General features: G+C 36.3%; 29 protein-coding genes. 3 read left to right on the top strand and 26 right to left on the bottom strand.

The features are described 5' to 3' along the window. Window positions 1-103: 103 nt before the first annotated feature. From ACIQXW_RS06590 to ACIQXW_RS06575, 4 genes are all read right to left on the bottom strand, one after another. Complete coding sequence (locus ACIQXW_RS06590; protein ID WP_401016535.1) at window positions 104-1,000, bottom strand: DegV family protein; 897 nt, start codon at window positions 998-1,000, stop codon at window positions 104-106. 207 nt (window positions 1,001-1,207) lie between these two features. Continuing rightward, the gene (locus ACIQXW_RS06585) at window positions 1,208-2,311 is read right to left on the bottom strand and encodes a TFIIB-type zinc ribbon-containing protein (RefSeq protein ID WP_402762465.1); all 1,104 of its coding nucleotides are present in this window, start codon (window positions 2,309-2,311) and stop codon (window positions 1,208-1,210) included. A 14-nt stretch (window positions 2,312-2,325) separates the two neighbouring features. After that, window positions 2,326-3,645: an SPFH domain-containing protein gene (locus tag ACIQXW_RS06580; RefSeq protein WP_402760602.1), complete on the bottom strand. Its 1,320-nt coding sequence runs from the start codon at window positions 3,643-3,645 to the stop codon at window positions 2,326-2,328. Between the two features lie 113 nt (window positions 3,646-3,758). Further along, window positions 3,759-4,475 (bottom strand): nucleotidyltransferase domain-containing protein, encoded by a 717-nt coding sequence (locus ACIQXW_RS06575; protein ID WP_402760600.1) that lies wholly within the window; start codon window positions 4,473-4,475, stop codon window positions 3,759-3,761. 229 nt (window positions 4,476-4,704) lie between these two features. On the opposite strand from ACIQXW_RS06575, the gene ACIQXW_RS06570 reads away from it, so the two are divergent. Continuing rightward, window positions 4,705-5,487, top strand: coding sequence for an ABC transporter ATP-binding protein (locus ACIQXW_RS06570; RefSeq protein ID WP_401016529.1), 783 nt, complete (start codon window positions 4,705-4,707; stop codon window positions 5,485-5,487). A gap of 2 nt (window positions 5,488-5,489) precedes the next feature. Further along, window positions 5,490-7,109 carry a hypothetical protein gene (locus tag ACIQXW_RS06565; RefSeq protein ID WP_402760597.1) on the top strand — a complete coding sequence of 540 codons (1,620 nt, stop codon included), beginning with the start codon at window positions 5,490-5,492 and terminating at the stop codon, window positions 7,107-7,109. 149 nt (window positions 7,110-7,258) lie between these two features. Here ACIQXW_RS06565 and ACIQXW_RS06560 read toward each other — a convergent pair whose 3' ends face one another. Beyond that, window positions 7,259-7,726, bottom strand: a complete 468-nt coding sequence (locus ACIQXW_RS06560; protein ID WP_402760596.1) for a GNAT family N-acetyltransferase — start codon at window positions 7,724-7,726, stop codon at window positions 7,259-7,261. Window positions 7,727-7,949: 223 nt separating this feature from the next. Then, entirely contained in the window at window positions 7,950-8,375 is a 426-nt protein-coding gene (locus tag ACIQXW_RS06555; RefSeq protein ID WP_401011566.1) for an acyl-CoA thioesterase, read from the bottom strand. Window positions 8,376-8,794: 419 nt separating this feature from the next. On the opposite strand from ACIQXW_RS06555, the gene ACIQXW_RS06550 reads away from it, so the two are divergent. Continuing rightward, window positions 8,795-9,415, top strand: coding sequence for a hypothetical protein (locus ACIQXW_RS06550; RefSeq protein WP_402760594.1), 621 nt, complete (start codon window positions 8,795-8,797; stop codon window positions 9,413-9,415). A 10-nt stretch (window positions 9,416-9,425) separates the two neighbouring features. Here ACIQXW_RS06550 and ACIQXW_RS06545 read toward each other — a convergent pair whose 3' ends face one another. From ACIQXW_RS06545 to ACIQXW_RS06450, 20 genes are all read right to left on the bottom strand, one after another. After that, the gene (locus tag ACIQXW_RS06545) at window positions 9,426-9,650 is read right to left on the bottom strand and encodes a hypothetical protein (protein WP_402760592.1); all 225 of its coding nucleotides are present in this window, start codon (window positions 9,648-9,650) and stop codon (window positions 9,426-9,428) included. 129 nt (window positions 9,651-9,779) lie between these two features. Then, window positions 9,780-10,118, bottom strand: coding sequence for a YolD-like family protein (locus ACIQXW_RS06540; RefSeq protein ID WP_402760590.1), 339 nt, complete (start codon window positions 10,116-10,118; stop codon window positions 9,780-9,782). Between the two features lie 18 nt (window positions 10,119-10,136). Then, complete coding sequence (locus tag ACIQXW_RS06535; RefSeq protein WP_402760588.1) at window positions 10,137-10,409, bottom strand: YolD-like family protein; 273 nt, start codon at window positions 10,407-10,409, stop codon at window positions 10,137-10,139. 112 nt (window positions 10,410-10,521) lie between these two features. Further along, window positions 10,522-11,259 (bottom strand): N-acetylmuramoyl-L-alanine amidase, encoded by a 738-nt coding sequence (locus tag ACIQXW_RS06530; RefSeq protein WP_402760586.1) that lies wholly within the window; start codon window positions 11,257-11,259, stop codon window positions 10,522-10,524. After that, complete coding sequence (locus ACIQXW_RS06525; RefSeq protein WP_402760584.1) at window positions 11,252-11,524, bottom strand: holin; 273 nt, start codon at window positions 11,522-11,524, stop codon at window positions 11,252-11,254. The genes ACIQXW_RS06530 and ACIQXW_RS06525 overlap by 8 nt, the downstream gene beginning before the upstream one ends. Continuing rightward, window positions 11,524-11,823 (bottom strand): hypothetical protein, encoded by a 300-nt coding sequence (locus ACIQXW_RS06520; RefSeq protein ID WP_402760583.1) that lies wholly within the window; start codon window positions 11,821-11,823, stop codon window positions 11,524-11,526. Before ACIQXW_RS06520 ends, ACIQXW_RS06525 begins: the two co-directional genes overlap by 1 nt. Before the next feature lie 141 nt (window positions 11,824-11,964). Further along, window positions 11,965-12,207, bottom strand: a complete 243-nt coding sequence (locus ACIQXW_RS06515) for a hypothetical protein (protein WP_402760581.1) — start codon at window positions 12,205-12,207, stop codon at window positions 11,965-11,967. Between the two features lie 107 nt (window positions 12,208-12,314). After that, window positions 12,315-12,473, bottom strand: a complete 159-nt coding sequence (locus ACIQXW_RS06510; protein WP_402760580.1) for a hypothetical protein — start codon at window positions 12,471-12,473, stop codon at window positions 12,315-12,317. Between the two features lie 11 nt (window positions 12,474-12,484). Beyond that, on the bottom strand, window positions 12,485-12,757 hold the full coding sequence (locus ACIQXW_RS06505; protein WP_402760578.1) for a hypothetical protein: 273 nt from the start codon (window positions 12,755-12,757) through the stop codon (window positions 12,485-12,487). 1 nt (window position 12,758) lies between these two features. Continuing rightward, the gene (locus ACIQXW_RS06500; protein WP_402760576.1) at window positions 12,759-13,517 is read right to left on the bottom strand and encodes a hypothetical protein; all 759 of its coding nucleotides are present in this window, start codon (window positions 13,515-13,517) and stop codon (window positions 12,759-12,761) included. Beyond that, complete coding sequence (locus ACIQXW_RS06495; protein ID WP_402760574.1) at window positions 13,517-13,852, bottom strand: hypothetical protein; 336 nt, start codon at window positions 13,850-13,852, stop codon at window positions 13,517-13,519. The genes ACIQXW_RS06500 and ACIQXW_RS06495 overlap by 1 nt, the downstream gene beginning before the upstream one ends. 14 nt (window positions 13,853-13,866) lie before the next feature. After that, window positions 13,867-14,508, bottom strand: a complete 642-nt coding sequence (locus ACIQXW_RS06490; protein WP_402760572.1) for a hypothetical protein — start codon at window positions 14,506-14,508, stop codon at window positions 13,867-13,869. Beyond that, complete coding sequence (locus ACIQXW_RS06485; protein WP_402760570.1) at window positions 14,501-15,682, bottom strand: baseplate J/gp47 family protein; 1,182 nt, start codon at window positions 15,680-15,682, stop codon at window positions 14,501-14,503. The genes ACIQXW_RS06490 and ACIQXW_RS06485 overlap by 8 nt, the downstream gene beginning before the upstream one ends. Then, complete coding sequence (locus ACIQXW_RS06480; protein WP_402760569.1) at window positions 15,669-15,932, bottom strand: hypothetical protein; 264 nt, start codon at window positions 15,930-15,932, stop codon at window positions 15,669-15,671. The genes ACIQXW_RS06485 and ACIQXW_RS06480 overlap by 14 nt, the downstream gene beginning before the upstream one ends. After that, complete coding sequence (locus ACIQXW_RS06475) at window positions 15,932-16,396, bottom strand: hypothetical protein (RefSeq protein ID WP_402760567.1); 465 nt, start codon at window positions 16,394-16,396, stop codon at window positions 15,932-15,934. The genes ACIQXW_RS06480 and ACIQXW_RS06475 overlap by 1 nt, the downstream gene beginning before the upstream one ends. After that, window positions 16,393-17,193 carry a phage protein gene (locus ACIQXW_RS06470; RefSeq protein ID WP_402760565.1) on the bottom strand — a complete coding sequence of 267 codons (801 nt, stop codon included), beginning with the start codon at window positions 17,191-17,193 and terminating at the stop codon, window positions 16,393-16,395. Before ACIQXW_RS06470 ends, ACIQXW_RS06475 begins: the two co-directional genes overlap by 4 nt. After that, on the bottom strand, window positions 17,186-17,509 hold the full coding sequence (locus tag ACIQXW_RS06465) for a phage baseplate plug family protein (protein ID WP_402760563.1): 324 nt from the start codon (window positions 17,507-17,509) through the stop codon (window positions 17,186-17,188). Before ACIQXW_RS06465 ends, ACIQXW_RS06470 begins: the two co-directional genes overlap by 8 nt. A gap of 2 nt (window positions 17,510-17,511) precedes the next feature. Further along, complete coding sequence (locus ACIQXW_RS06460; protein WP_402760561.1) at window positions 17,512-18,108, bottom strand: LysM peptidoglycan-binding domain-containing protein; 597 nt, start codon at window positions 18,106-18,108, stop codon at window positions 17,512-17,514. 3 nt (window positions 18,109-18,111) lie between these two features. After that, on the bottom strand, window positions 18,112-18,567 hold the full coding sequence (locus tag ACIQXW_RS06455; protein WP_402760560.1) for a hypothetical protein: 456 nt from the start codon (window positions 18,565-18,567) through the stop codon (window positions 18,112-18,114). Then, a complete protein-coding gene (locus ACIQXW_RS06450) occupies window positions 18,567-20,183 on the bottom strand; it encodes a phage tail protein (protein ID WP_402760558.1) in 1,617 nt (538 codons plus the stop codon). The genes ACIQXW_RS06455 and ACIQXW_RS06450 overlap by 1 nt, the downstream gene beginning before the upstream one ends. Between the last annotated feature and the right edge of the window lie 124 nt (window positions 20,184-20,307).

Below are 20,307 nucleotides of genomic sequence, written 5' to 3'. Positions count from 1 at the left end.
ATCTACAGTACATTTTATGAAAAAGCTCTCTGACTGTATAATAGTGTGTTTATAGGAATTTCGCAACTTCACATGCACAATTTTTGGCCAATAGCCAATCACTTTAAATGGTCACTAATTCTTTTTCTTGCCGTTTCGGTGCTATAAGTTCTGGCAGACGCACCCAGCTCAATCCAAGCGTACCCTCTCCTGCATGAACGCCAACACAAGCACTCAATGGCAGAACACGAAAAGTAATAAGAGGATAAGCTTTTTCTAAAGCTGATTTCCAAATAATCGCGCCTTCTTCATTGTTGCAGTGAATAACTGCTACCTCAGGGATAATACTTGATGCCAAATCGTTGCTTAAAAGGTTTTCCACATATGCTTTTGCTTTTGTTGCTGCGCGTACTTTTTCTTTCATAACAACTTTCCCATTTTCAAAAGAAATAACGACCTTTATATTTAATAGGTGACTCAAAAATGCCTGTGTTCCTGAAACGCGACCACTTTTATGCAATTGTGATAAGCTTGCCGGGATAAAGGATAGCTCACTATGATCAGCAAGTTCATTTATCTTTTCAACGATTTGATTCGGTTCGAAACCTTCTCGCTCTAATTGCTGACCCAGTTCAATCATTTTCATCATTGGAAATGAGCCGATTTTTGAATCGATTGGATATACGTCAAATTCTGCTTGTTGTGCTGCCGTGAAAGCGCTTAAATAAGTGCCCGACAAATGTTGCGAAGTATGAATAGCAATAGCACAGGCATAGCCCTGCTGCTTTAACGATTTATATAACTCTACCACATCACCAATGGCAGGCTGAGATGTCTTTGGATGTGTTTTAGTAGTACGAAGTTTGTCATAAAATTCATCATGTGTCATATCAACAGTTTCTCGTAATACACCTTCATCAAAAACAATATTAAGTGGTAAAACGTGAATTTGATTGTCCTGTATGAATTTTTCATCTAACAATGCTGCTGTATCTGTAACCCATGCTATTTTCTTTTTCATTAAATGCTGTGCTCCTTGTCTATTGTAAAATATTATTATCCTTATAGCTTATGCAACTATACATAGACAGAACCGTGATGAATAGTGACATTTATCATAATCAGAAAATTTATTTACATCGTTCGACATCATTCCGACAATATTCGCAATAAAAAAACAGTATTCTAAAAGTATGTAGTGTTCACACTTTTAGAATACTGCTATCGCTTATTCATTCATAAAGAAATACCAAACTACAGCTAGGACCATCAACGATAAAAGAACTGTAATCGTTACACGTAGTGGTGAAATCGGAGCATCTCCTCCTACACGCCCCGTTTGACCATTTACCATAAATCTGAAAATTTTATCTTTATATCGGAAAGAAGAAAGCCAAATTGGTAACATTAAATATTTATATGTAATGTCATCATGTGTTGTAGAGAAGCGCACATTGGAAACAACATCTGCAAACTTTTCCATACGGATTTTTGAAGTAATTTGTGCGTTTAAGTGGTCGTGAATTTCTCTCTTTGCTTGACTCCAACCATCCTGTAACCCAATGCTATATCGCTCTGACAGAAAACCTGCCACATATTCTGGCTTATAGGATTTATTGTTCAGTAAGTTAAATGGTTCAATTTTACGCATCATTTGACGGTCATAACGAGTCGTTGCACTTATTAAATGATCATCTATAAACTCCTGGTAAAAACCACTTGTAGAATACCAATCTGTTACAGTCTTTTGATTGCCATCTTTGTCAGTTACCGTACGATGTTTGCCATAGCTTGCTGAGTAGCGTGAGCTTGTTTTTGTATCAAATGTCCAATACGGCAGATATACACCTTTAAAAGAATCTGGCCTTGCACTAATTTTTGCTGCTTTCGGCGTAAACCATCTACCTTTAATCCACTTTTGAAAATGTTCCCCTGCTTGTTTATCTGTTACTTCAAAAGCACATACACCATTTGGAGCAAGTGTGTTTTCAGCACTTGCTTCCATTACTTGATTTGAGCCACAATACGGACAGCTATCCGCTACTTGTAATGCATCGTAAATTGTTTCAGCTGCACAAGCTTTACAAATCACTGTTTTTTTCTCTACGCCCCAGTTAAAGTTTCCTCGTTCCTCAGCTTTTGCAAAGTCCATTTCCTGCGCCACTTTTTCTTGTTCCATTTCTGGTGTAGCAATCTCTGTTTCAAAGCCACAGTAAGGACAAGTCAGCTTGCCTGTTGCTGGGTTAAATTCAATTGATGCACTGCATGATGGACATTCAGCATCGAATTCTAGCTTTGCCTCTTTGACGTTTTCCGCTTCTTGCGTCGTCATCATCAGTCATCTCCTTACTTCATATCATTATCATCAAAAATATCGCCACACTCAGGGCAAAACTTTGGAGGATTTGCAGGGTTTTCTGGTTCCCACCCACATTTATCACAAGCATATTGCAATGCTCCTGTCGGTTTTTTTGCCCCACATTCACTACAGAATTTACCTTTATTGATCGTGCCACATGCACATGTCCAGCCCTCTTCTACTGGCTTCGATGCTCCACAATTCGAACAAAATTTACCTGTATTCTCCTGCCCACATGTACATGTCCAAGCATTAGAAGGGCTAGATTGTGTTTGCATAGTTGCTTGCGCATGTTTATTTTGCTCGCTCATTTGGAATAGTTGACTTGCGTTGACACCACCTGCTTGTGTTGCCATGTTCATACCCATGAATCCTGCCATCGCACCCCCATCGTTGTGTGCAGCAGCAATCATGGCTTCAGCCTGTGCACCAGTTAAGTGAGCAGCAGCCATCCCTGGATCGCGCATTACTGCATTACGCTGTAGTTGTTTAATCATCGTTTCATCTTCTTCAGATGCTTTTAATGAACTAATTCCAAAAGACACAACAGCTAAACCGCGTGTTGCTAGCCATTTTTCTGATAATACTTTGTTAAGGGCATCTGCTAGCGCCACTGTATGGGCAGGTATTTCACTATAACGTACGCCACTTGCAGAAATATGAGCAAAGGCAGGTTGTAAAGCTGTCATAAGCTCTGTTTTCAATTGACTATCAATTGCGTCACGAGTATATTCGCTCTCTACATTTCCACAGACATTTGTATAAAATAATAATGGGTCTACAATTTTATATGAATACTCACCATGACAACGAATCGCAATATCAATATCTAAGCCAATATTGCGGTCAATGACACGGAAAGGAATCGGTGCAGGTGTCCCATACTTATTGCCGACAATTTCTTTCTTATTAAAATAATACACACGCTGATCTTTTCCTGGCTCCCCACCAAAGGTGAAACGCTTTCCAATTTGCTTAAACGTCTCCGTAATGTTTGATGAAAGGTCTTCCCCATACATAATAGATGGCTCAGTAGATGTGTCATAGACATATTCACCGGATTCTGAAGAAAACTCCACTACTTTGCCCTGCTCGACAATCATCATACATTGCCCTTCATTGATTGCAATAATAGAGCCATTACTAATAATATTATTATTTCCTTTATTTGAGCCGCGTTTAGAAGAGCGTTTTTCACCTTTAGCAACAAGAACATCCGCTGATAAAGACCCACAGTAGAAATACTCTCGCCACTGATCTTCTAATACACCTGTTAATGCACCAATACCTGCTTTTAATAAACCCATTTTATTTCCCACCTTTAAATATATACTTAACACTATTTTATCATTAAAAATATTGAACTCACTATTGTATTACGCAGGAATGGACATTTTGTTTCAAAATTTTTGCAGGGACGTTATTTCCCTATCGAAAAACCTTCAAAAAATTGCCCACCGTACGACTCAAGTACTTTGTCCACTAATTTTATAATCTGTTCTTTAGCCCCTGTTTTATAAAAAATATCAAAAGCATTAATAAACTGTTGTGTAAATGTCTCATCATATTGCATTAATGCACGTACTACCCATTTCGAATGACCAATCCATTGACGGTTCGTTCTTAACACAAATACACTTACTAATTCAGCAAGTGTATTCGCTATAAATAATTCTTCTGCTTTATTTGAACAACCTATAAGATCATTCAATGCATCCGAGATAAAATATTGTTTTGTTTTAATCGTTTGTTGTGACCATTCTTCTGGGCCCTTCTTTAATAGTTGATTGGCTTCTTCTTTAATGGATTCAATAAAACTGTTATCTTTTAAAATGATTCCTTCTGAAACCATTCTTGGCATGGAAGGTCTTGCTCTTTTATAATCTTCGTCAAAAAACTGCTTATACGATGTCAAATTATGTACAAACACCTCTATCGCCCAACCAAACGCTATAAAAGACTCTCTATAAGAGGTCATACGATGATTGTCAAATACAACGATATCTAGGTCAGACGTTTCTGTTGCTTCGCCACGAACAACACTTCCAGCTAATAATGCTCCATCACAATGAGGAAAATGTTTTGCAATAAACTGCTGTGCTGCCTCGATTGCATTGCCCTTTTTTAGATGATTCACTTTTGCCACCTCCGCTTAGTAATTACTATACTAAAACAATTTGCTTTGATGAACATTCTACATTTTAAATCATATTCCTTTAAAAAGACCTAACTAATAATTACCTCTTCTTAAGAATAATATTGGAATTAATAACAAATTGTTGAAATCATGTATAATAACTATAGAGGACTATTTAGCCTTATAGTTACTTTTGTATAGTAATAATCCAAAAGGAAGGAGCTATTCCATGGAGCAACAAGAAATTTTAACAATTACGGATTTGACAAAGAGTTATGGTAGTAAGGAAATATTAAAAGGAATCGACTTACGTGTTTCAAGAGGAGAAATTATTGGTTATATCGGTCCGAACGGTGCTGGCAAAAGTACGACTGTTAAAATTATTTTAGGGATCGAGGCCGAATACGGTGGAGAAATAAAGCTATTCGGAGAAGATATTAAGCAAAATAACATTGAATATAAACGAAAAATTGGCTATGTGCCAGAAATAGCCGATGTTTATGATAATTTAACTGGTTACGAGTATTTGACCTTTATCGGCCAGCTTTACGGTTTAAATTTTGATTTTGCCGCTACTAAGTCTAAATCATTAATGGAATTGTTTGGGGTTGGAGAAGCATATCATGCAAGAATATCCTCGTATTCAAAAGGCATGAGACAAAAGCTATTAATTATCGCCAGCCTTATACATAATCCAGATTTACTGTTCTTGGATGAACCTATTAATGGCTTGGATGCGAATAGTGTAATGATCTTCAAAGAAATTTTAACGCAATTAGCAGCCAATGGTAAAACAATATTTTATTCCTCTCATATCATGGATGTTGTTGAAAAAATCAGTAGTCGCATCATTTTATTGAACGATGGAATAATCGCTGCTGACGGAACATTTGCCCAATTACAAACAGCTAATACAGCAGGAACTTTAGAAGGGATTTTCAATCAACTTACAGGTTTCCATAATCATAAGGAAATTGGTGAACAATTCGTATCGGTAGTCCAGGAGGTGTAGAAATGAAAGATTTCAAAATCCTGCAACTGCTTGATAAATTGCATTTTATTTTTCGCAAACTAGGCATTGATTATCAGATTATGAGACAAATCCTTCATATTAAACTAACTATGGATGAAAGAAAAGTACCGACCATCTTTAACCAAAACAAAAAAGATCAGAAAAATAGTTACATAAAGTCTTTATGGATTTATGCCCTATACGGCCTTGTGCTAATTCCATTTATCGTCTTTGGCCAAAACTATCATTTTCAGATGAGCATTGCTTTTGGTATGATAATTTTTATCATCATGACAACATTAATCTCTGACTTTTCTTCAGTACTTCTGGATGTACGTGATCGAAGCATCCTCTCAACTAAGCCCATTACTGCTAAAACGGTGAACGCTGCCAAATGTATGCATATACTCATCTACTTAACTTACTTAACAATTGCCTTAACAGCAATTCCGCTTTTAGTCGGCTTATTTACTCAAGGGGTATTATTCTTTCTATTAACTGTACTAGCACTTATCTTCATTAATATTTTCATTGTCGTTTTAACGTCGATTTTATATATTGTGATTTTGAGATTTTTTGATGGAGAAAAACTAAAGGATATTATCAATTATGTGCAAATCGGTTTATCATTGGTTTTGATGATTGGTTACCAAGTACTGATTAGATCCTTTGAATTTGTTGATTTTAATATAGTCGTAACGTCTAATTGGTGGAGTATTTTCATCATCCCGATGTGGTTTGCTGCTCCATATGAGCTAATCCTTAATGGGAATAACTCATTTTTCATTATTTTATGTACTATTTTCTCTGTCATCGTACCACTTTTATCAATATTGCTTTATATTAGGCTTATCCCTACATTTGAACGTAATTTACAAAAGTTATTAGGTACAAGTAAATCAAAAAAAGAAAAGAAAAGTCGCTTAAAAGATTATTTATTAACGTTCATTTGCCGAACATCAGAGGAAAGAGCCTTTTACCGATTTGCCTCCCTTATGATGAAACAAGAGCGAGAGTTTAAATTGAAGGTTTATCCATCTTTAGGCTTTTCATTCGTCATTCCTTTTATTTTTATATTTAATATTATTCGTGCAGAAGATGTTGATTATTCTGTCAGTATGAGCTATTTAAACATTTATTTTAGTATGCTAATCATCCCGTCAGCCGTGATTATGCTTGGCCATTCAGCAAAGTTTAAAGCAGCTTGGATATATAAAGTCTTCCCAATTAAAGAATATACAGACTTACAAAAAGGCAGTCTAAAAGCTTTTCTAATAAAGTTGTATATTCCTTTGTACATTGTCCTTAGCATCGTATTTTGCTTTATTTATGGCCCAAGAATCATTCCAGATTTATTGACTGTTTTAGTAGCAAGCTGTTTGTACACGATTATTTGTTATGTAGGTTCTGGAAGTAAGATTCCCTTTACGAAGCCCTATGACGAAATCGGTGATGGACAGAGCTGGCAGTCCTTAATCTTATTTATTCCTTTAGGTCTTCTAGCAGGTCTGCACTATTACATGGCGACACGCATTTCCTATGGCACAATTATTTATTTGATAGTACTTCTAATCGCGAATTTCATTTCTTGGAAGCTCTTGTTTAAACGATCTAAGCTTTAGTACAAGGGGCTTCCGATAAGCACTATTCGAATTAATAAATAAAAAAATCCACTTGCTATTAGTGGTCACAGTGTAAACTGTTTCTACTAGTGCAAGGTGGATTTTTAAAATTTGTATCCTTTTAATGAGCAGTTCGTGAGTATCATTCTTTACAAATCATGACTCATTACGATTAATTCCCCTTTTATCCCCATTACTCTTTCACCTTTATCGGTATATCCGCATTTCTTGTATAGTCCTTGTGCGGCTTCATTCTTTACATTTACAGCCAATACAATTTCATTTATCTCACTATACTGTTTTTTTACAAATTCAGGCAATAGCAGTAAAGCCTTTTTGGCATATCCTTTCCCTTGATGACGGTAATCAGTTGAAAAGGCTCTTATTAATATCGCATTTTCATTATTAGAATATGGCTTTACCCCCTCTTTTCGATGTAATACAAAGAAAACAACAAGCTTTCCTTCATCGATAGCTAAAATTGAGTGACGATTGGCATCCACTTTAGAAAGTTCAAGACATTCCTGAGGTGTTCCTGTAAATTCAAGTTGTTCTTCAGTTAATTGATACTGTTCAATTAACGGCATAAAGCTGCCTTCAAATATGTATAATTGCATAGTTTCTCGCCTCCTAAGAACATTTGTTCTTATTGTATCAATATTACGTGTGACATTCAACAAAAAAATGTATTATTGTGGTATATCAACCAATTTGTTTTACAACTTTATAAGGAAGAAACTAGTACAAGCAAAAGACAGCACCAGCTATTTGCTCTAGTACTGCCTTCGTAATTGATGCTTTTATTAGTATTTTTAACGCAGAGCGACAACACCCTTTGTTCTATTTTGTTTCAATAGCAATTTCTTTATATTTCGCATCCCAAGCTGGGTCAATTTTACTTAAAGAAACCGGGCGTAACGTTTCTTTGTGCGCTAGAATATGTACGGATTGTGCTGTAGCAGCAATCGTGCCATCTTCATGTAAAATTTCATAACCATATGTTGTACGTAGTCGATCATGTTTTTCTACCCAAGTGCGTACAGTTGCCACCTGGCCGTAGTGCATCGCTGCCTTATAAGAAATCGATAAATCCATTACTGGCGATACATAACCTTCTTTTTCTAATGCTGCGTACTCAAATCCTACATCACTTACTAACTGTGTACGTCCAATCTCCATCCAAATGATGTAGTTTGCGTGGTAGACGACGCCCATTTGGTCTGTCTCCGCATATCGAATCTCAATCTGTTTTTCACTCACAAACATTTTCTTCACCTCGTCCTACATTATAGCGTAAAAATGTTGACTTGGCGGGGTTTAGGCTTGGGAGATTTCGATAGGTTGTAAAATGAAGGTTAAAAAATTTTGAAATTTAATTCAAAAATTGATTTTACCAACAAATATCTAGCGCCCATATAAACACATATTAACTCTTTTAATTGGGGTACTTTCTGGGGTACCCGTGGGGTACCATTATTATTAATATAAAATACACGCAACGAGCAGGTGCAATTATTAAAGTCACTCATATTATTTTCAACTGAGTGACTTTTTTATTTCTAATATTATGAATGCCTCATCGCATCACTAAAGGTGCGACAATTTTATGATTAATAACACTGACAACCCCTACCATTATTGATATAATTTATTGGTACTAATATACAAAAAGGAGACTATACATAATGAAGAAACCCTTTTATAAAAAATGGTGGTTTATTTTAATTCTAGTAGTAATCGTAATTGGTGCTATTGGGAACGCAATTGAAGGTGATGAAAAGGAATCTTCACAAAAAGAGGAAGCACCAAAAGCAGAAATTAAAAAAGAAACTTCTGCTGAAGCTGGCAAAAAAGAAGGGAAAGATAATGAGGTTACTATCGATATGGCAGCCGCAAATGATACAAACGTGCCACTTGAAGAACGTATTGCCAAAATAGCTACTGACTTATTTGGCACAAAGACGACTGATGGTAGTAATCGTAATATCACTGTTGAAAGTATGGGCGACATGTATTATTTAAAAATGATGATTGACGATGCCGTTACAAAGAAAAATACATTAGACTATGCACAACGTAATACAGTAAAATTACTTGAAGTTTTAAAAGATGTTGAAGATATGGGCAATATTAATATTAACTGGCAAGCAAACTTTAAAGATGCTTCAGGCAACAGCAGCATTGGTCCTGCTATGACTGCCTTATTTAAAAAGAGCGATATTGATAAGATTGATTTTGCTAATTTCAAGGCATCTAACTTAAAAGATGCTGCATCAAATTATGGTACACATAACGATTTCAAATAATAGAAGAAAGTCACTCATTATTTTTCAAATGAGTGACTTTTAAATGTTCTATTAATAATTTTTCTACTTGTGTTTTTAGAGCTTGTTTAGCGTACCGTAATTCTACATTTTCTCCAGGAGTTTTCAAAACAACGTCACTAAAATATTCGTCTACATGAATCCACTTCACTACTTCGATTTTTTGTTTAGCTAACATTCTTTTTTTATTGAAATAATCACTTCTTAAATCTTTCATTAGGTCATCCACTATTGTGATATATCCTCTGCCATTTTTAGATTTCCTAGTTTATCGTAATCATTCTGCAACGATTTTATGGCCATATCCATAATGATAAATTCATGTACATTTCTTCGCTCATCAGGCTTAATCATCAGTATCTACCAGTGACGCATTTTGTATCATATCAAAGGTAATTCGCTTGATTGATAAATCAGTATCTATAAGTAACTCCTTATTATAAATATTTGTCCCAGTAATCATTCCAATTTCATCATATAGTTTTTGGCTTTTCCAAAGTGTGAGTTTAATTAGCTTTTTCATTTTGAAAGCTCGCTGAATTGTTTGCTCTATCTCTTCTAGCTCCCATTCAGTCAACTCGCGCTTTTTTTCATAAAATTGCTCTTGTTTCCACTCCTTTAACCGAACTAAATGTTCAGGCAACATCAATGATGTCCATTTCATATTTCCACGATCATTAATCATCACAATCACTCTCCACTTTTATTCAACGTCAGATATTTTTAAAATGTCTAAAAAATGTATCTTATGGATGCCCATATATCTGTCTTTTATGTGGATTAATTTAGTGTTTGCATCCATTTTTTCAACTGTACCCTCTAACAGCTCATCATGTTTGTAAATTGTGTATGTATAAACTTTATTTTCTTGCATCGATTCTGTTAAGGTATATGCGATTTCTTCAAGGTCGAATTCATCACGATCTAAATGTTTAGGTTCTTTCTTTTTTGCTGGCGTTTTTGTTTTAGCAGCCATATTAACTCCCCTTATCAGAACACTTGTTTGTTTTATTATAGAACACAAGTTCTCTTTTTGGCAATAAAAAAAACCAGGTTCCCATAAAAATATGAGTACCTGGTATCTCTGTTTATAGAGTGCGCTTTACAACTGAAATCAATAATCCTAAAGCTTCGCCATCTGTCATCGAACAAACTCTTTCGCTATGGTCCACTTTTAAAATACCTTTCTGATAAGTCTCTTTTAACAATCCTTTTAAATCCTCTTTAGCTGTTGACGTTAATGTGTTAGTCACTTTTGGTTCCTCCTTTTGAATCTGTTCATTTTGTTTTTTGGTGTAACCTAAATGGTCCGCTAATACCTCAGCAATAGCAGCACAAATAGGATTAAAGTTTTTATGATACAAGTCCACATCTGCTTTACTATCAACAAAGCAAATTTCTAGTAATATAGCAGGTTTAGTTGTATTTTTAAGGAAATACAACTCTGTTCGTTGTTTTGCTCCACGATTTTTAAGTCCAGAAGCATTTGCGATAGCAGCGCTTACTTTAGCTGCTAAATCTTTAGCATCGTAATAAAGTACTTCGACACCTCTTGGACTATCCGTTACACCTGCAGCGTTTAAGTGAATGCTCCAGTCTAGGTCACGAGTTTGTTTGTTATGATAATTTACGATTGTTTGTAGGTTTTGATTTTGTGTAGTCGATGTATTGTCGTGAAATACTGAGCCAATGCCAGTATATTGAGTTGTTAAAATATGATGTACTTCGTTGGTTACTTTTCGAGCTTCATCTACTTCATCAATAAAATGTTCGGCACCTCTAATTTTTAAACCATGACCACTTGAACCTACATATTTTTTAGTCATGTGTTTCACCTTCTTTTTTAGCTGCCTTTAGTAAATCAAACGTACCAGAAGCAGTTAGCCCAGCCACAAAGCCAGCCATCAACATGACGTATGCTGGATACTCTGATAACGGCCAACAAACTATGCCAATAAAAATACCAATCACTACTGATGTGATTGGCATGTATTGCGTATTAATTTTAAATGTCTTTTTGAATACTTCTGAAACGGCTAGTACGATAGCCACCATCACCATTGCAATCATAAAAATATTTGTTAAATCCATTATTCATCATCCTTTTCATTGTTTTTATTCTTGAGTGAGTGTTTTTCAATACGGTCCACACGACCTTCCAATACGTTCAGCGATCGGTTCATACCTTCGAGTGCGATTGCTGTTCTTTCTTGTGATTCATTTGAACGTTCCAAATGGTCCATTAATTTGTTTTCTCGTTCTTCTGCTCGATTCATTAGATTATCATTTTTGCTTATTAAATAGCGAAATGCCCCAAACGCTATAATTAAACAAGCTATCGCCCATACCGCTTGGCTTGTAGCAATTTCATTTACTGCAGCTACATCCATTCCATCACCAATCCTTTGCCCTATTCAATTAAAATTAAAAAGCTATGAGAAGCATCGAGATTCAGTAACATGTACCATCGCCCATCTCGATTGTTCTCAAAGCTCATAAAAAAAACACTCTCGATTGAGAGTGCTTTACTTTTATTTAAAACTAAATCTTTCTTCTTCTGATTCAACTACTTCTCTAACTCTAACTAATAAAGTGTCATTGAAAGGATTATAATGACTTTCATACAACTTTCCTATTGCATTTTTACCTCTTTCATCAAAAGGCCACAATACCGTTTTTGCATTTAATAAAGCAGTTATTTGTTCATTGTTCATGTCAAAGTCTTTTGTATTGATTAACTTATCATGTTCGTGAAATTCTAAGAATACTTTCATTACAACAACCTCCCTTTATCTTACTAAATTCGACAAAAGGTATATTTATCCTTTAATAACTTTCTATTACTTTTTATTACTTTTTGACAATAAAAATAACGCTAAGCTTATGCTTGCGTTTTCTGCTCATCCATTATAGTAATTAGTTCTACATACTGTTCTTGTGAAATTTTCGTCATCATTAAAAATAAACTTAAATCTGACTCTAATGATTCGTAAATATAATTACCCGAATTAATAACAATTTTGGCTGCTTTGTAAATCATGCTTATTCCTCCTATAATCCAATTTCTTTTTGTAGTAATAACATTTCAGTATTTAATAACGTTTGTGCCTGCATTTCTTCTAGCGTTGGTTGCGGCTCGACAGGAATAGGCTCCGGAATGATAGGTGCTGTAAATTCGCCTGTTTCGCTGTTAAAATCCCAACCTTCTTGTACGTCAGGTTTGCTTGTAATATCAACTAAAATAATATTTGGTGCAAACTCTGGTTTTTCGTCTGCTTCAAAAATCCAATGTGCTTTATCGTTCAATACTTGTGCGAATCTCATATTATTGCCACCATTCTACTGTTAATATTCCGTCTCCACCCTTACCGCCAGTAATTACATACCCACTCCCGACATAAGCAGAACCAGTTCCACCTAATCCTATTGTGATGGCATAGTTAGTTAACGGAGTGACAACTAAAGGACGTTTGATAATGAAATCTCCTGCACCACCACCTGCAGCTCCACACCCCCCGCCTCCAGAACAATATGCGCCATGTCCACCCCAATAATTATTATTACCTGCAGTAGGACTCCCATATCCTCCAGAGTACCAACCTCCGTTTCCTCCTTCTCCACCTAGACCGTTAATACCTAAAGCGCCGCCAGAACTACCGCCTTTACCACCCGCTGAACCTCCCATAAAAACTAAAGATGCATCCGAACCATCATAACCTCTACCTCCTCCACTTATCGATAATAAGGAACCAAAACTAGTTACCCCTCCAGCAGTACTTTTCGTTTGTGAACCTACAGCGGTTCCACCACCGCCACCACCACCACCACCAGTAATAAATACTTCTGTTACTCCATGAGGAACCGTAAAACTTGCTGATGTGTAGAATGTCTGACTTTTCAATACTTTACTTGCATTTTTGTTTGTTATTTGTGTGCTTACGTTAGCTACATCTTGCTTAACTTGGTCTACACTTGTCTTTGTTGAGTCTGTAGTGGTTTTGATACTATCCACTACCGTTTTAATTGCATCAACAGCCGTTTTTATAAGAGCTTGTACTTCAAAGCTTGGCAACTTATAAGGCATTATTCTACCACCTCCACATAATCCATAGTTGGGCAATTTGAAATTGTATCCCAACCTAGAATTACTTGATATTTTTTATTTCCTTCAATGAATTGATTATGTTTAGCCATATCTTCCAAGTGTTCATTAACTTTTGTTTTAAGGGACTCTACCTCTTTTTGCAAATCAGCTGTGCCACCATTCTCTAGTAGTTCTTTCATTACAAGATAAGAACGATTAAACAACCAATTCATATGTTGTGCTGATGGTTTCATACCAGGTTGCCAACCTGTTGTTTTTAAGCTTTCGGGCGGTTCTACACCTTGGTTTAGCCATACTGGTAATTCATTTACCATGATTTCACGCTCCTTTATATAGGTAATTCATTATCTTGAGATGGAGTATAGACAGCGCCGAAATAACCACCTATAGCCTCGTTACTTGCATCTCCTAACCCTTTATTGTTGTCGATTGAGTTTGTTATGTCTCCAAATTCAAATGTTCCTGTAAGTTCGATTACACCAACCTTAACGCCTGCAGCTACGGTACGTTGAACGATTCTTACAAAGTTCGTAGGGTCTAATCCTGCCTCATTTAATTTCGTAAGTGGCAACTCAATTACTTTAATTGCTGCAGGTTCGGGTTCTTCAGGATCGTTCCATTTTTCTTTTATTTTTATCATTTTAGGCTCTACCGATAATGCAATAGCCAGAACTTGTATGATGGTATCAATTGTTCCGTCGCTTAGATTTCGGGCTATTTTTGATTTCAGTAATATTCGATACACTTCATCATTCGCCACTCCGCGAGGTTGGTTAACGTTCTGACCGATTAAATCAAGCCCTACACCTTCAGCATCATCAATGTTTCTCCATTGCCTAATACGGTTGTTCGTGGCTTGGACTTCTTGTGCCTCTGTAGCAAAGATACTCATTAATTTAGAGATGTTCGAATCAGGTGTTTTATCAAAGTAATCAGCAAATCGTTTAACGATTGATTTTGTACTAAACACTAACTATCACCTCAATTTGATTGAAGTGCGTTTGTGCAACTTGTTGTAAGCCGACTGATACATTTGAATCGTTGTAAACTAAACCATCCGTAGATACCTCAACAGTGACATCCTCAATACCATCAACACTATAGGTTCTAGCGATTAAACGAGATACTATGACATCATCACCCGTATTTAAACCTGCATAAGAGTTGTTACTTAGGTCTGTACCTCCGACATATTTGACGAGAGCTGATTTTATTTGATTAATACCATTTGAGCTAAATGAAGTATTCGTTGTCACATTGACTTTGATGAAAACATTTACTTCATTAGCCCTTGTAAATCCTATCTGTTTTACATCGCCACTTAAATCAAGCACTTCGACATACGTCGTTCCATAAGGTTGTATGCCACCGGCTTTCTTTTCGTGGATAGCTTTAGCTACTTCTTCATCGCTGCCACCTAAAACAAAAGTTTGAATCGCTCTAGGTGGTGTTCCATATTGGTCTATTACATCGCTGTAGTTTTCTATAACTTTAGCTGCACGAATACTTGATAACTTTAATAGATTACTTCGTATTGCGGCTGTTGTGGCTGAACCTATACCTTCAACAGTAATGTCAGCTCTTTCTCTAGCTTCGGAATCCGTTTCTTTTTCACGACCACCATTAGTCTTTCTAGGATTATTAACGCTGTTAATGTTAGCGTCAGGATTAACTATTTGAGTAATTGTGTTTGCTCCTACATTGCCTTTTGCTCCGATTTCATAGGACACTATATCAACTAACCCTTTACCTTCATCATTGAGCGTTAAATTATAAAGTGTTTCGAAATAAATATCGTTATCTGTAGACACTAAAAAACCACTTTCGACGAAGTGGTTAGGTGTACCAATTATTTCAATTTGTCCGTAGGCAAAGTCAGCTAAATTACGGCTAATTCCCGCATAAGGAAGCAACATATCCAACTGATTACCTTCAGCAGTCTTTCGATATGCACTGTGATAAACATCCTCTGTATCTTGCCAAAGAAGTGAAAAGAACCATGCCATAATGCGAATGATAATACCCAATACGGATCGTTCTGTAGTATTAGCATCCGCACCAAACTTTTCTTTTGCCTTAGCTGACATATTATCGACTAATTCGCTGTATGTTTTTCTTTTAAAACCAGTCTTATCTAACGCCACCTAAAACCACCTCCTCGTTTAAAACAGTGCCATCAGTGAGGGTTACACTAAAAACAATTGTTCGAACTCGATTAACATCTTTTATTTCTATGCTATTTATTTCTCTAATTCGTTCCTCTTGTGAAAGTACACGCAAGTTAGTGCCTAATGATATTCCAATACACTGAGCAACCTCTTTTTCACCTTCATCTAACTTAAAATCGCCATTTTCAAAAAGTAAGTCACCCTTAGATAGCGCTAATGTTTTCATTAAAACACCCCCACTATAACAGCATCGTGGATATCGAACATCCGAGACGTACCAGGGAAACTATCATTCCCTTTGATCGCTTCATCAATAGCTCGCTGATTAAATATCACTTGCACTATGTCACCAATTCTTAAATCCGGAATCATTTCAACTGATTCTGTAAAAGTTATTACATTATGCACATGCTCCCCAGTACCTGTATATTGAGGGTGAGGTGCTGTATCTGTTGTTATTGAGATTGGTTCGTTGTTATGCACTTTATATCGTTGAAATAACACTGGCACATTTTCGATAGGAGCCAAAGAACTTTCAGTTTGCCCGTATTCCTTTACTTTGAATAACGGCTGTATCTTAGCTCTTCGATTACTCTCATCATAAGTAAGAACTTTGCAAGGCATGGCAGTATTTAAGTTCATAAATACACCTTGTTGAAGAGTGCTGAAAAACTCGGTCATATTCGTCATAAAACAGCCTCCACTTCAGTATAAAATGAGTTGCCTTTGCAAATATGTTTACCCTTCTTCACACGAACTTTACTCTTCGTTACAATTGATTGAAGTTCAATAATGGATGCAGTATTCATTCGGTGTTGCAATAATGATTTTGCTTTGTAGCCTTTTACAATTACACCTTTTCGCTCATTCTCAAAGTATTCAGGTGAGCCAATAAGTCCTGTATCTGGACTTAAGACAAATCGATGATTATCACCCTCTGTAATGGGTCTAATATAGGTTTGTTGCCTTGAAATATAAGCCGATGCTCCGCAATCATTCGCAACATCTTGAATTTTTTTAAAGATTTCTCCATTAATTGAAAAACCTTTTTCGTATACTTTATTTGTTGGTAATTTGAGCACAGCTACTTTTAAACCTAAAGCTTTCGTTAAATCTTTAAGAATGGCATCAGCTTTAATTTTTCCTTTATACGAACGTTGCAAGGTCTTTTTCACATTGAATGGATAAGTATCTAATACCTTTATTACTGTAGCTCTATCAGCTCCTAATGGTGTTGTGCTAATGCTATTGATACGACCATTAAGAATTAATCCTTTATCTTCAATATAACCAGCATTTATTGATATTGTCTCACCGCGTTTTAGCTTATTTCTTGTTGATTCAGATAAATTGTAGATAGTGATTTCACTTATATTAGGTTCTAAGTCATCATCGAATGGTACTTCAAACTCAATATCTAAGTCAGTATTGTTAAACTTTAAATTACTTGTCACTACCTCTACGTATCGTTTGAATAACTTACTCATTGCTGTTCACCAACTTTAAAAATACTGTTTTGTTCAGATTCTCATACGTTACACGTGTTTCTTTCCCTGATTCATCTAAAGGGATGATAGTTGGCGCTGGATAACGATGATCAAATACCTCGCTAAACAATGGCATAGCGTAAATAAGCTTTTCACCATAAACTAGGACCTCCCCATCTTTTAGTAAATCTAATGTGAAGTAATCATGTAACTCGTTGTATCGTATTTCTATTAAAAACAATTCAGCGCCCAATTCCACTTCAAAACGATAGGGAATGAGCGCTTTTTCAATTTCAATATATTCAAATTCTAACACCCTTACACCACCCTTATCTTAACTCCAACAGGTAATTTTTGAGGATCGTAGCCACTCCATTTTTGAATGTCTTGCCATTTAGTACCGTACTTTTGACCAAGAGAAGAAAAAGTATCTCCTTTTTTAATAACATGATACACTTCTTTCCCTTTCTTGTTTTCGGTTTGTTTACGTCCTGCCTCTGCAACAGGTGCAGTAACGGCCTTAATTTCAGGTGCTACATAAGAGGATTGAGCAATTCGCACTTCAGTTAAGGTGCAACTAAAATTATAACCATTCATCACTTTAGAACTTGCTTTAATAGATAAGCCACTCATGAGCATGTTCTTATAGATTCGACGCCCTTCATACGTAACCAGTTGACCTTTAATCTCGATATTTTTCAGTTTACTGATTAACGATTCAACTCTTTCGTTAGTTGGTCTAATTAACAACCCAGATAATTTAACTACCTCTGGCTTTCGTTCAACATGATCAGATAAATCAATTCCCTTTTCAACCTTATGGGTAGGAATATCAACGTCAAAGTTAGCATCCTCACTTGTGACATGTATTAACAATCCGTTCAATTGAGCCTTACCAACTAATTCTTCTGCCATTGATTATCCCTCCCTCGGTACAGGCATTACACTTAATAAATCCCCGAATAAGTTTTCTAATTCTTCTTTTATACTATAAGCAGCTTCCTGCGGATTATCACTACCTTGTACAATGATTTGTATAGGTGCAGAAACCTTCGTACTACTAGATGTATTATTAACGGTTTCAGTTGTTGAATAGTCCTTTGCTGGCTCGAACTGTGTCGCTTGATCTAGGTTAATTTCTGGATGCGTTCCGTCTCCTTGTAAAATACCTCTATCACGTAATTTATCTGCTTCATCCGCAGGTAAAACAGCTTCATCTTTGTGTAATAATGCAGGCATTTCATCAAACGGTACTCGTCCAAGACCAATCTCAAACCCTGGCAAGAAACTTGAAACCTTCGATACTACTCCGCTAATCTTTTCGCCAACGTCAAAGTTTTTGATCGCTTCTCCGACTGCTCCTAGCTTCTTCATCACCCATCCATTGCATCTGCAATGCCATTAAACGCTTTGGAAATAGCGCTGAGTATAGGTTTTAATATTGCCCATGCATTTTCAATCGAACTTACAGCCAAAGGAAACATAGGTACAATAACTTCTGTTACTAAAAACTTTATTATTGCCGTTAATCCTTCAAAAAGTGCTCCCCCAATTCTTAAAGCTGGAGAAATAATGTCCATTGCTACGCTAATGACCTCTTGAGCTACAGGGAACAATGGAACAATAACGTTTTGAATCAATCCTTTTACAATCCCTGCTGTCATTTCGAAAATATTCATTGCCCCACCTACTATGTGGCCTATATATTCAAATGCAACACCGATATATTCTTGTGCTTGAGGTATAAGAGGGATTACGACATCTTCAACAAAATCAGTAATAGCTCCTTTTACTGTCGAAAATACTGACCCTATAATATCGAAGTAGTGTGCAATACCATCTGCTATCTCTGGAGGAACCCCAAGATTTTGCCATATATCCGATATCTCTCCTGTATCATAAACTAGTGACATTATTGATTCGTAAACGGCTGAAATAACGTCTTTTATAACAGAGAATTTACTAAAACCTGCAGATAAAAACTCCATAATTGGTCCGGGATCAACATTGCTTAAAGCAGTGCCTAATTTATCTAAAATAGATACTACTTGCTCAAGTATTGGAGCTCCTGCTTTTGCTAAAAAGTCTTGCCATGCTTGTTTGAGGTTTCCTATTACGTTCTCGTAACCATCAGACTCACGCGCTGCTTGCCCTGTAGCACCTGCTAATTCTTGCATGTTCTCTGCGTATTCTAATCGAGTAGCTTGCTTTGTAGCTTCATCCAGGCTAGACCATTCTTTCGTTGCAGCTACTACCCCTTCTTTTACTGCAAAGGCTGCTAACTGTGTATCATTAGCGAATAATCCAATCGATTCGCCACCTTCATAGTTACCTTTAATAAAGCTGTTTAATGCACTATTGGCATCCTCAAAGCTCTTATCATAGAATGCCGCAGCGTCTGCCACTACTGTAACAGCTCTTTCAGCCATACCTAGAGATTGCTCAGTATCTAAACCCAGTCCCTTAAACATAGAAGTCATTTGCGTGATTGGCGCCTTAATACGACTTGGTAGCATTCCGAATTTGTCACCCAGTTGATCAACTGTTTCGGTTGCTTTAGTTTCCAACTCCCCGAATACCTGTTCAAACTGAGCGTTCAAAGCTTGAATATTAGCTGCTGCTTCAATTGCAGATACACCAAATTCAATAATCTTATCAACAGCTATATAAGCTCCGATTGCTGAACCTATACCAATGATTGTGCCTTTTAATTTTCCAAATGCTCCATCAGCATCATTAGCGCCTCTTTCAACATCTCTTAAATTATCTCCGTCTAAATTATTCAATTGGCGGTCAACATCATAGATAATCTCACCTAAGTCATCGAAGTTATCTACTACATCTTCCGCATTATCTTCCAGATCATTTAAGCTACTGAAATCCATGTGTGATATAGCTGATATCACTTGGTTAATTCTTCTGTCTAACTCACCTAAAGGGCCATCGTCAATATCCATACCGATTTCAACAAATAAATCACGAATACTCACGTTTTATCCTCCCTTCGCGGCATTTTTGCGTTCGATATACACATCCATTGCTGCATTGAATTCATGTAGTTCATCTGGCGTCATCGTTTCGGCACGCTCAAAACTTAAAAAGCGCTCCATTACA

The sequence above is a fragment of the Lysinibacillus sp. NPDC097162 genome (genome assembly GCF_044762185.1).
Taxonomy (GTDB): Bacteria; Bacillota; Bacilli; order Bacillales_A; family Planococcaceae; genus Lysinibacillus.
Note: the sequence above shows the minus strand (reverse complement) of the source record. Positions and strands in the feature narration are given on the sequence as shown.

Coding starts and splice junctions, on each gene's coding strand:
- ACIQXW_RS06500 (WP_402760576.1), bottom strand. CDS start 13,517: ATGCCTTATAAGTTGCCAAGCTTTGAAGTACAAGCTCTTATAAAAACG.
- ACIQXW_RS06480 (WP_402760569.1), bottom strand. CDS start 15,932: ATGAAAACATTAGCGCTATCTAAGGGTGACTTACTTTTTGAAAATGGC.
- ACIQXW_RS06545 (WP_402760592.1), bottom strand. CDS start 9,650: ATGAAAGATTTAAGAAGTGATTATTTCAATAAAAAAAGAATGTTAGCT.
- ACIQXW_RS06565 (WP_402760597.1), top strand. CDS start 5,490: ATGAAAGATTTCAAAATCCTGCAACTGCTTGATAAATTGCATTTTATT.
- ACIQXW_RS06560 (WP_402760596.1), bottom strand. CDS start 7,726: ATGCAATTATACATATTTGAAGGCAGCTTTATGCCGTTAATTGAACAG.
- ACIQXW_RS06590 (WP_401016535.1), bottom strand. CDS start 1,000: ATGAAAAAGAAAATAGCATGGGTTACAGATACAGCAGCATTGTTAGAT.
- ACIQXW_RS06540 (WP_402760590.1), bottom strand. CDS start 10,118: ATGATTAATGATCGTGGAAATATGAAATGGACATCATTGATGTTGCCT.
- ACIQXW_RS06535 (WP_402760588.1), bottom strand. CDS start 10,409: ATGGCTGCTAAAACAAAAACGCCAGCAAAAAAGAAAGAACCTAAACAT.
- ACIQXW_RS06520 (WP_402760583.1), bottom strand. CDS start 11,823: ATGGATGTAGCTGCAGTAAATGAAATTGCTACAAGCCAAGCGGTATGG.
- ACIQXW_RS06525 (WP_402760584.1), bottom strand. CDS start 11,524: ATGGATTTAACAAATATTTTTATGATTGCAATGGTGATGGTGGCTATC.
- ACIQXW_RS06495 (WP_402760574.1), bottom strand. CDS start 13,852: ATGGTAAATGAATTACCAGTATGGCTAAACCAAGGTGTAGAACCGCCC.
- ACIQXW_RS06470 (WP_402760565.1), bottom strand. CDS start 17,193: ATGAGTAAGTTATTCAAACGATACGTAGAGGTAGTGACAAGTAATTTA.
- ACIQXW_RS06530 (WP_402760586.1), bottom strand. CDS start 11,259: ATGACTAAAAAATATGTAGGTTCAAGTGGTCATGGTTTAAAAATTAGA.
- ACIQXW_RS06475 (WP_402760567.1), bottom strand. CDS start 16,396: ATGACGAATATGACCGAGTTTTTCAGCACTCTTCAACAAGGTGTATTT.
- ACIQXW_RS06515 (WP_402760581.1), bottom strand. CDS start 12,207: ATGAAAGTATTCTTAGAATTTCACGAACATGATAAGTTAATCAATACA.
- ACIQXW_RS06510 (WP_402760580.1), bottom strand. CDS start 12,473: ATGATTTACAAAGCAGCCAAAATTGTTATTAATTCGGGTAATTATATT.
- ACIQXW_RS06570 (WP_401016529.1), top strand. CDS start 4,705: ATGGAGCAACAAGAAATTTTAACAATTACGGATTTGACAAAGAGTTAT.
- ACIQXW_RS06455 (WP_402760560.1), bottom strand. CDS start 18,567: ATGAAGAAGCTAGGAGCAGTCGGAGAAGCGATCAAAAACTTTGACGTT.
- ACIQXW_RS06580 (WP_402760602.1), bottom strand. CDS start 3,645: ATGGGTTTATTAAAAGCAGGTATTGGTGCATTAACAGGTGTATTAGAA.
- ACIQXW_RS06585 (WP_402762465.1), bottom strand. CDS start 2,311: ATGACGACGCAAGAAGCGGAAAACGTCAAAGAGGCAAAGCTAGAATTC.
- ACIQXW_RS06505 (WP_402760578.1), bottom strand. CDS start 12,757: ATGAGATTCGCACAAGTATTGAACGATAAAGCACATTGGATTTTTGAA.
- ACIQXW_RS06460 (WP_402760561.1), bottom strand. CDS start 18,108: ATGGCAGAAGAATTAGTTGGTAAGGCTCAATTGAACGGATTGTTAATA.
- ACIQXW_RS06550 (WP_402760594.1), top strand. CDS start 8,795: ATGAAGAAACCCTTTTATAAAAAATGGTGGTTTATTTTAATTCTAGTA.
- ACIQXW_RS06555 (WP_401011566.1), bottom strand. CDS start 8,375: ATGTTTGTGAGTGAAAAACAGATTGAGATTCGATATGCGGAGACAGAC.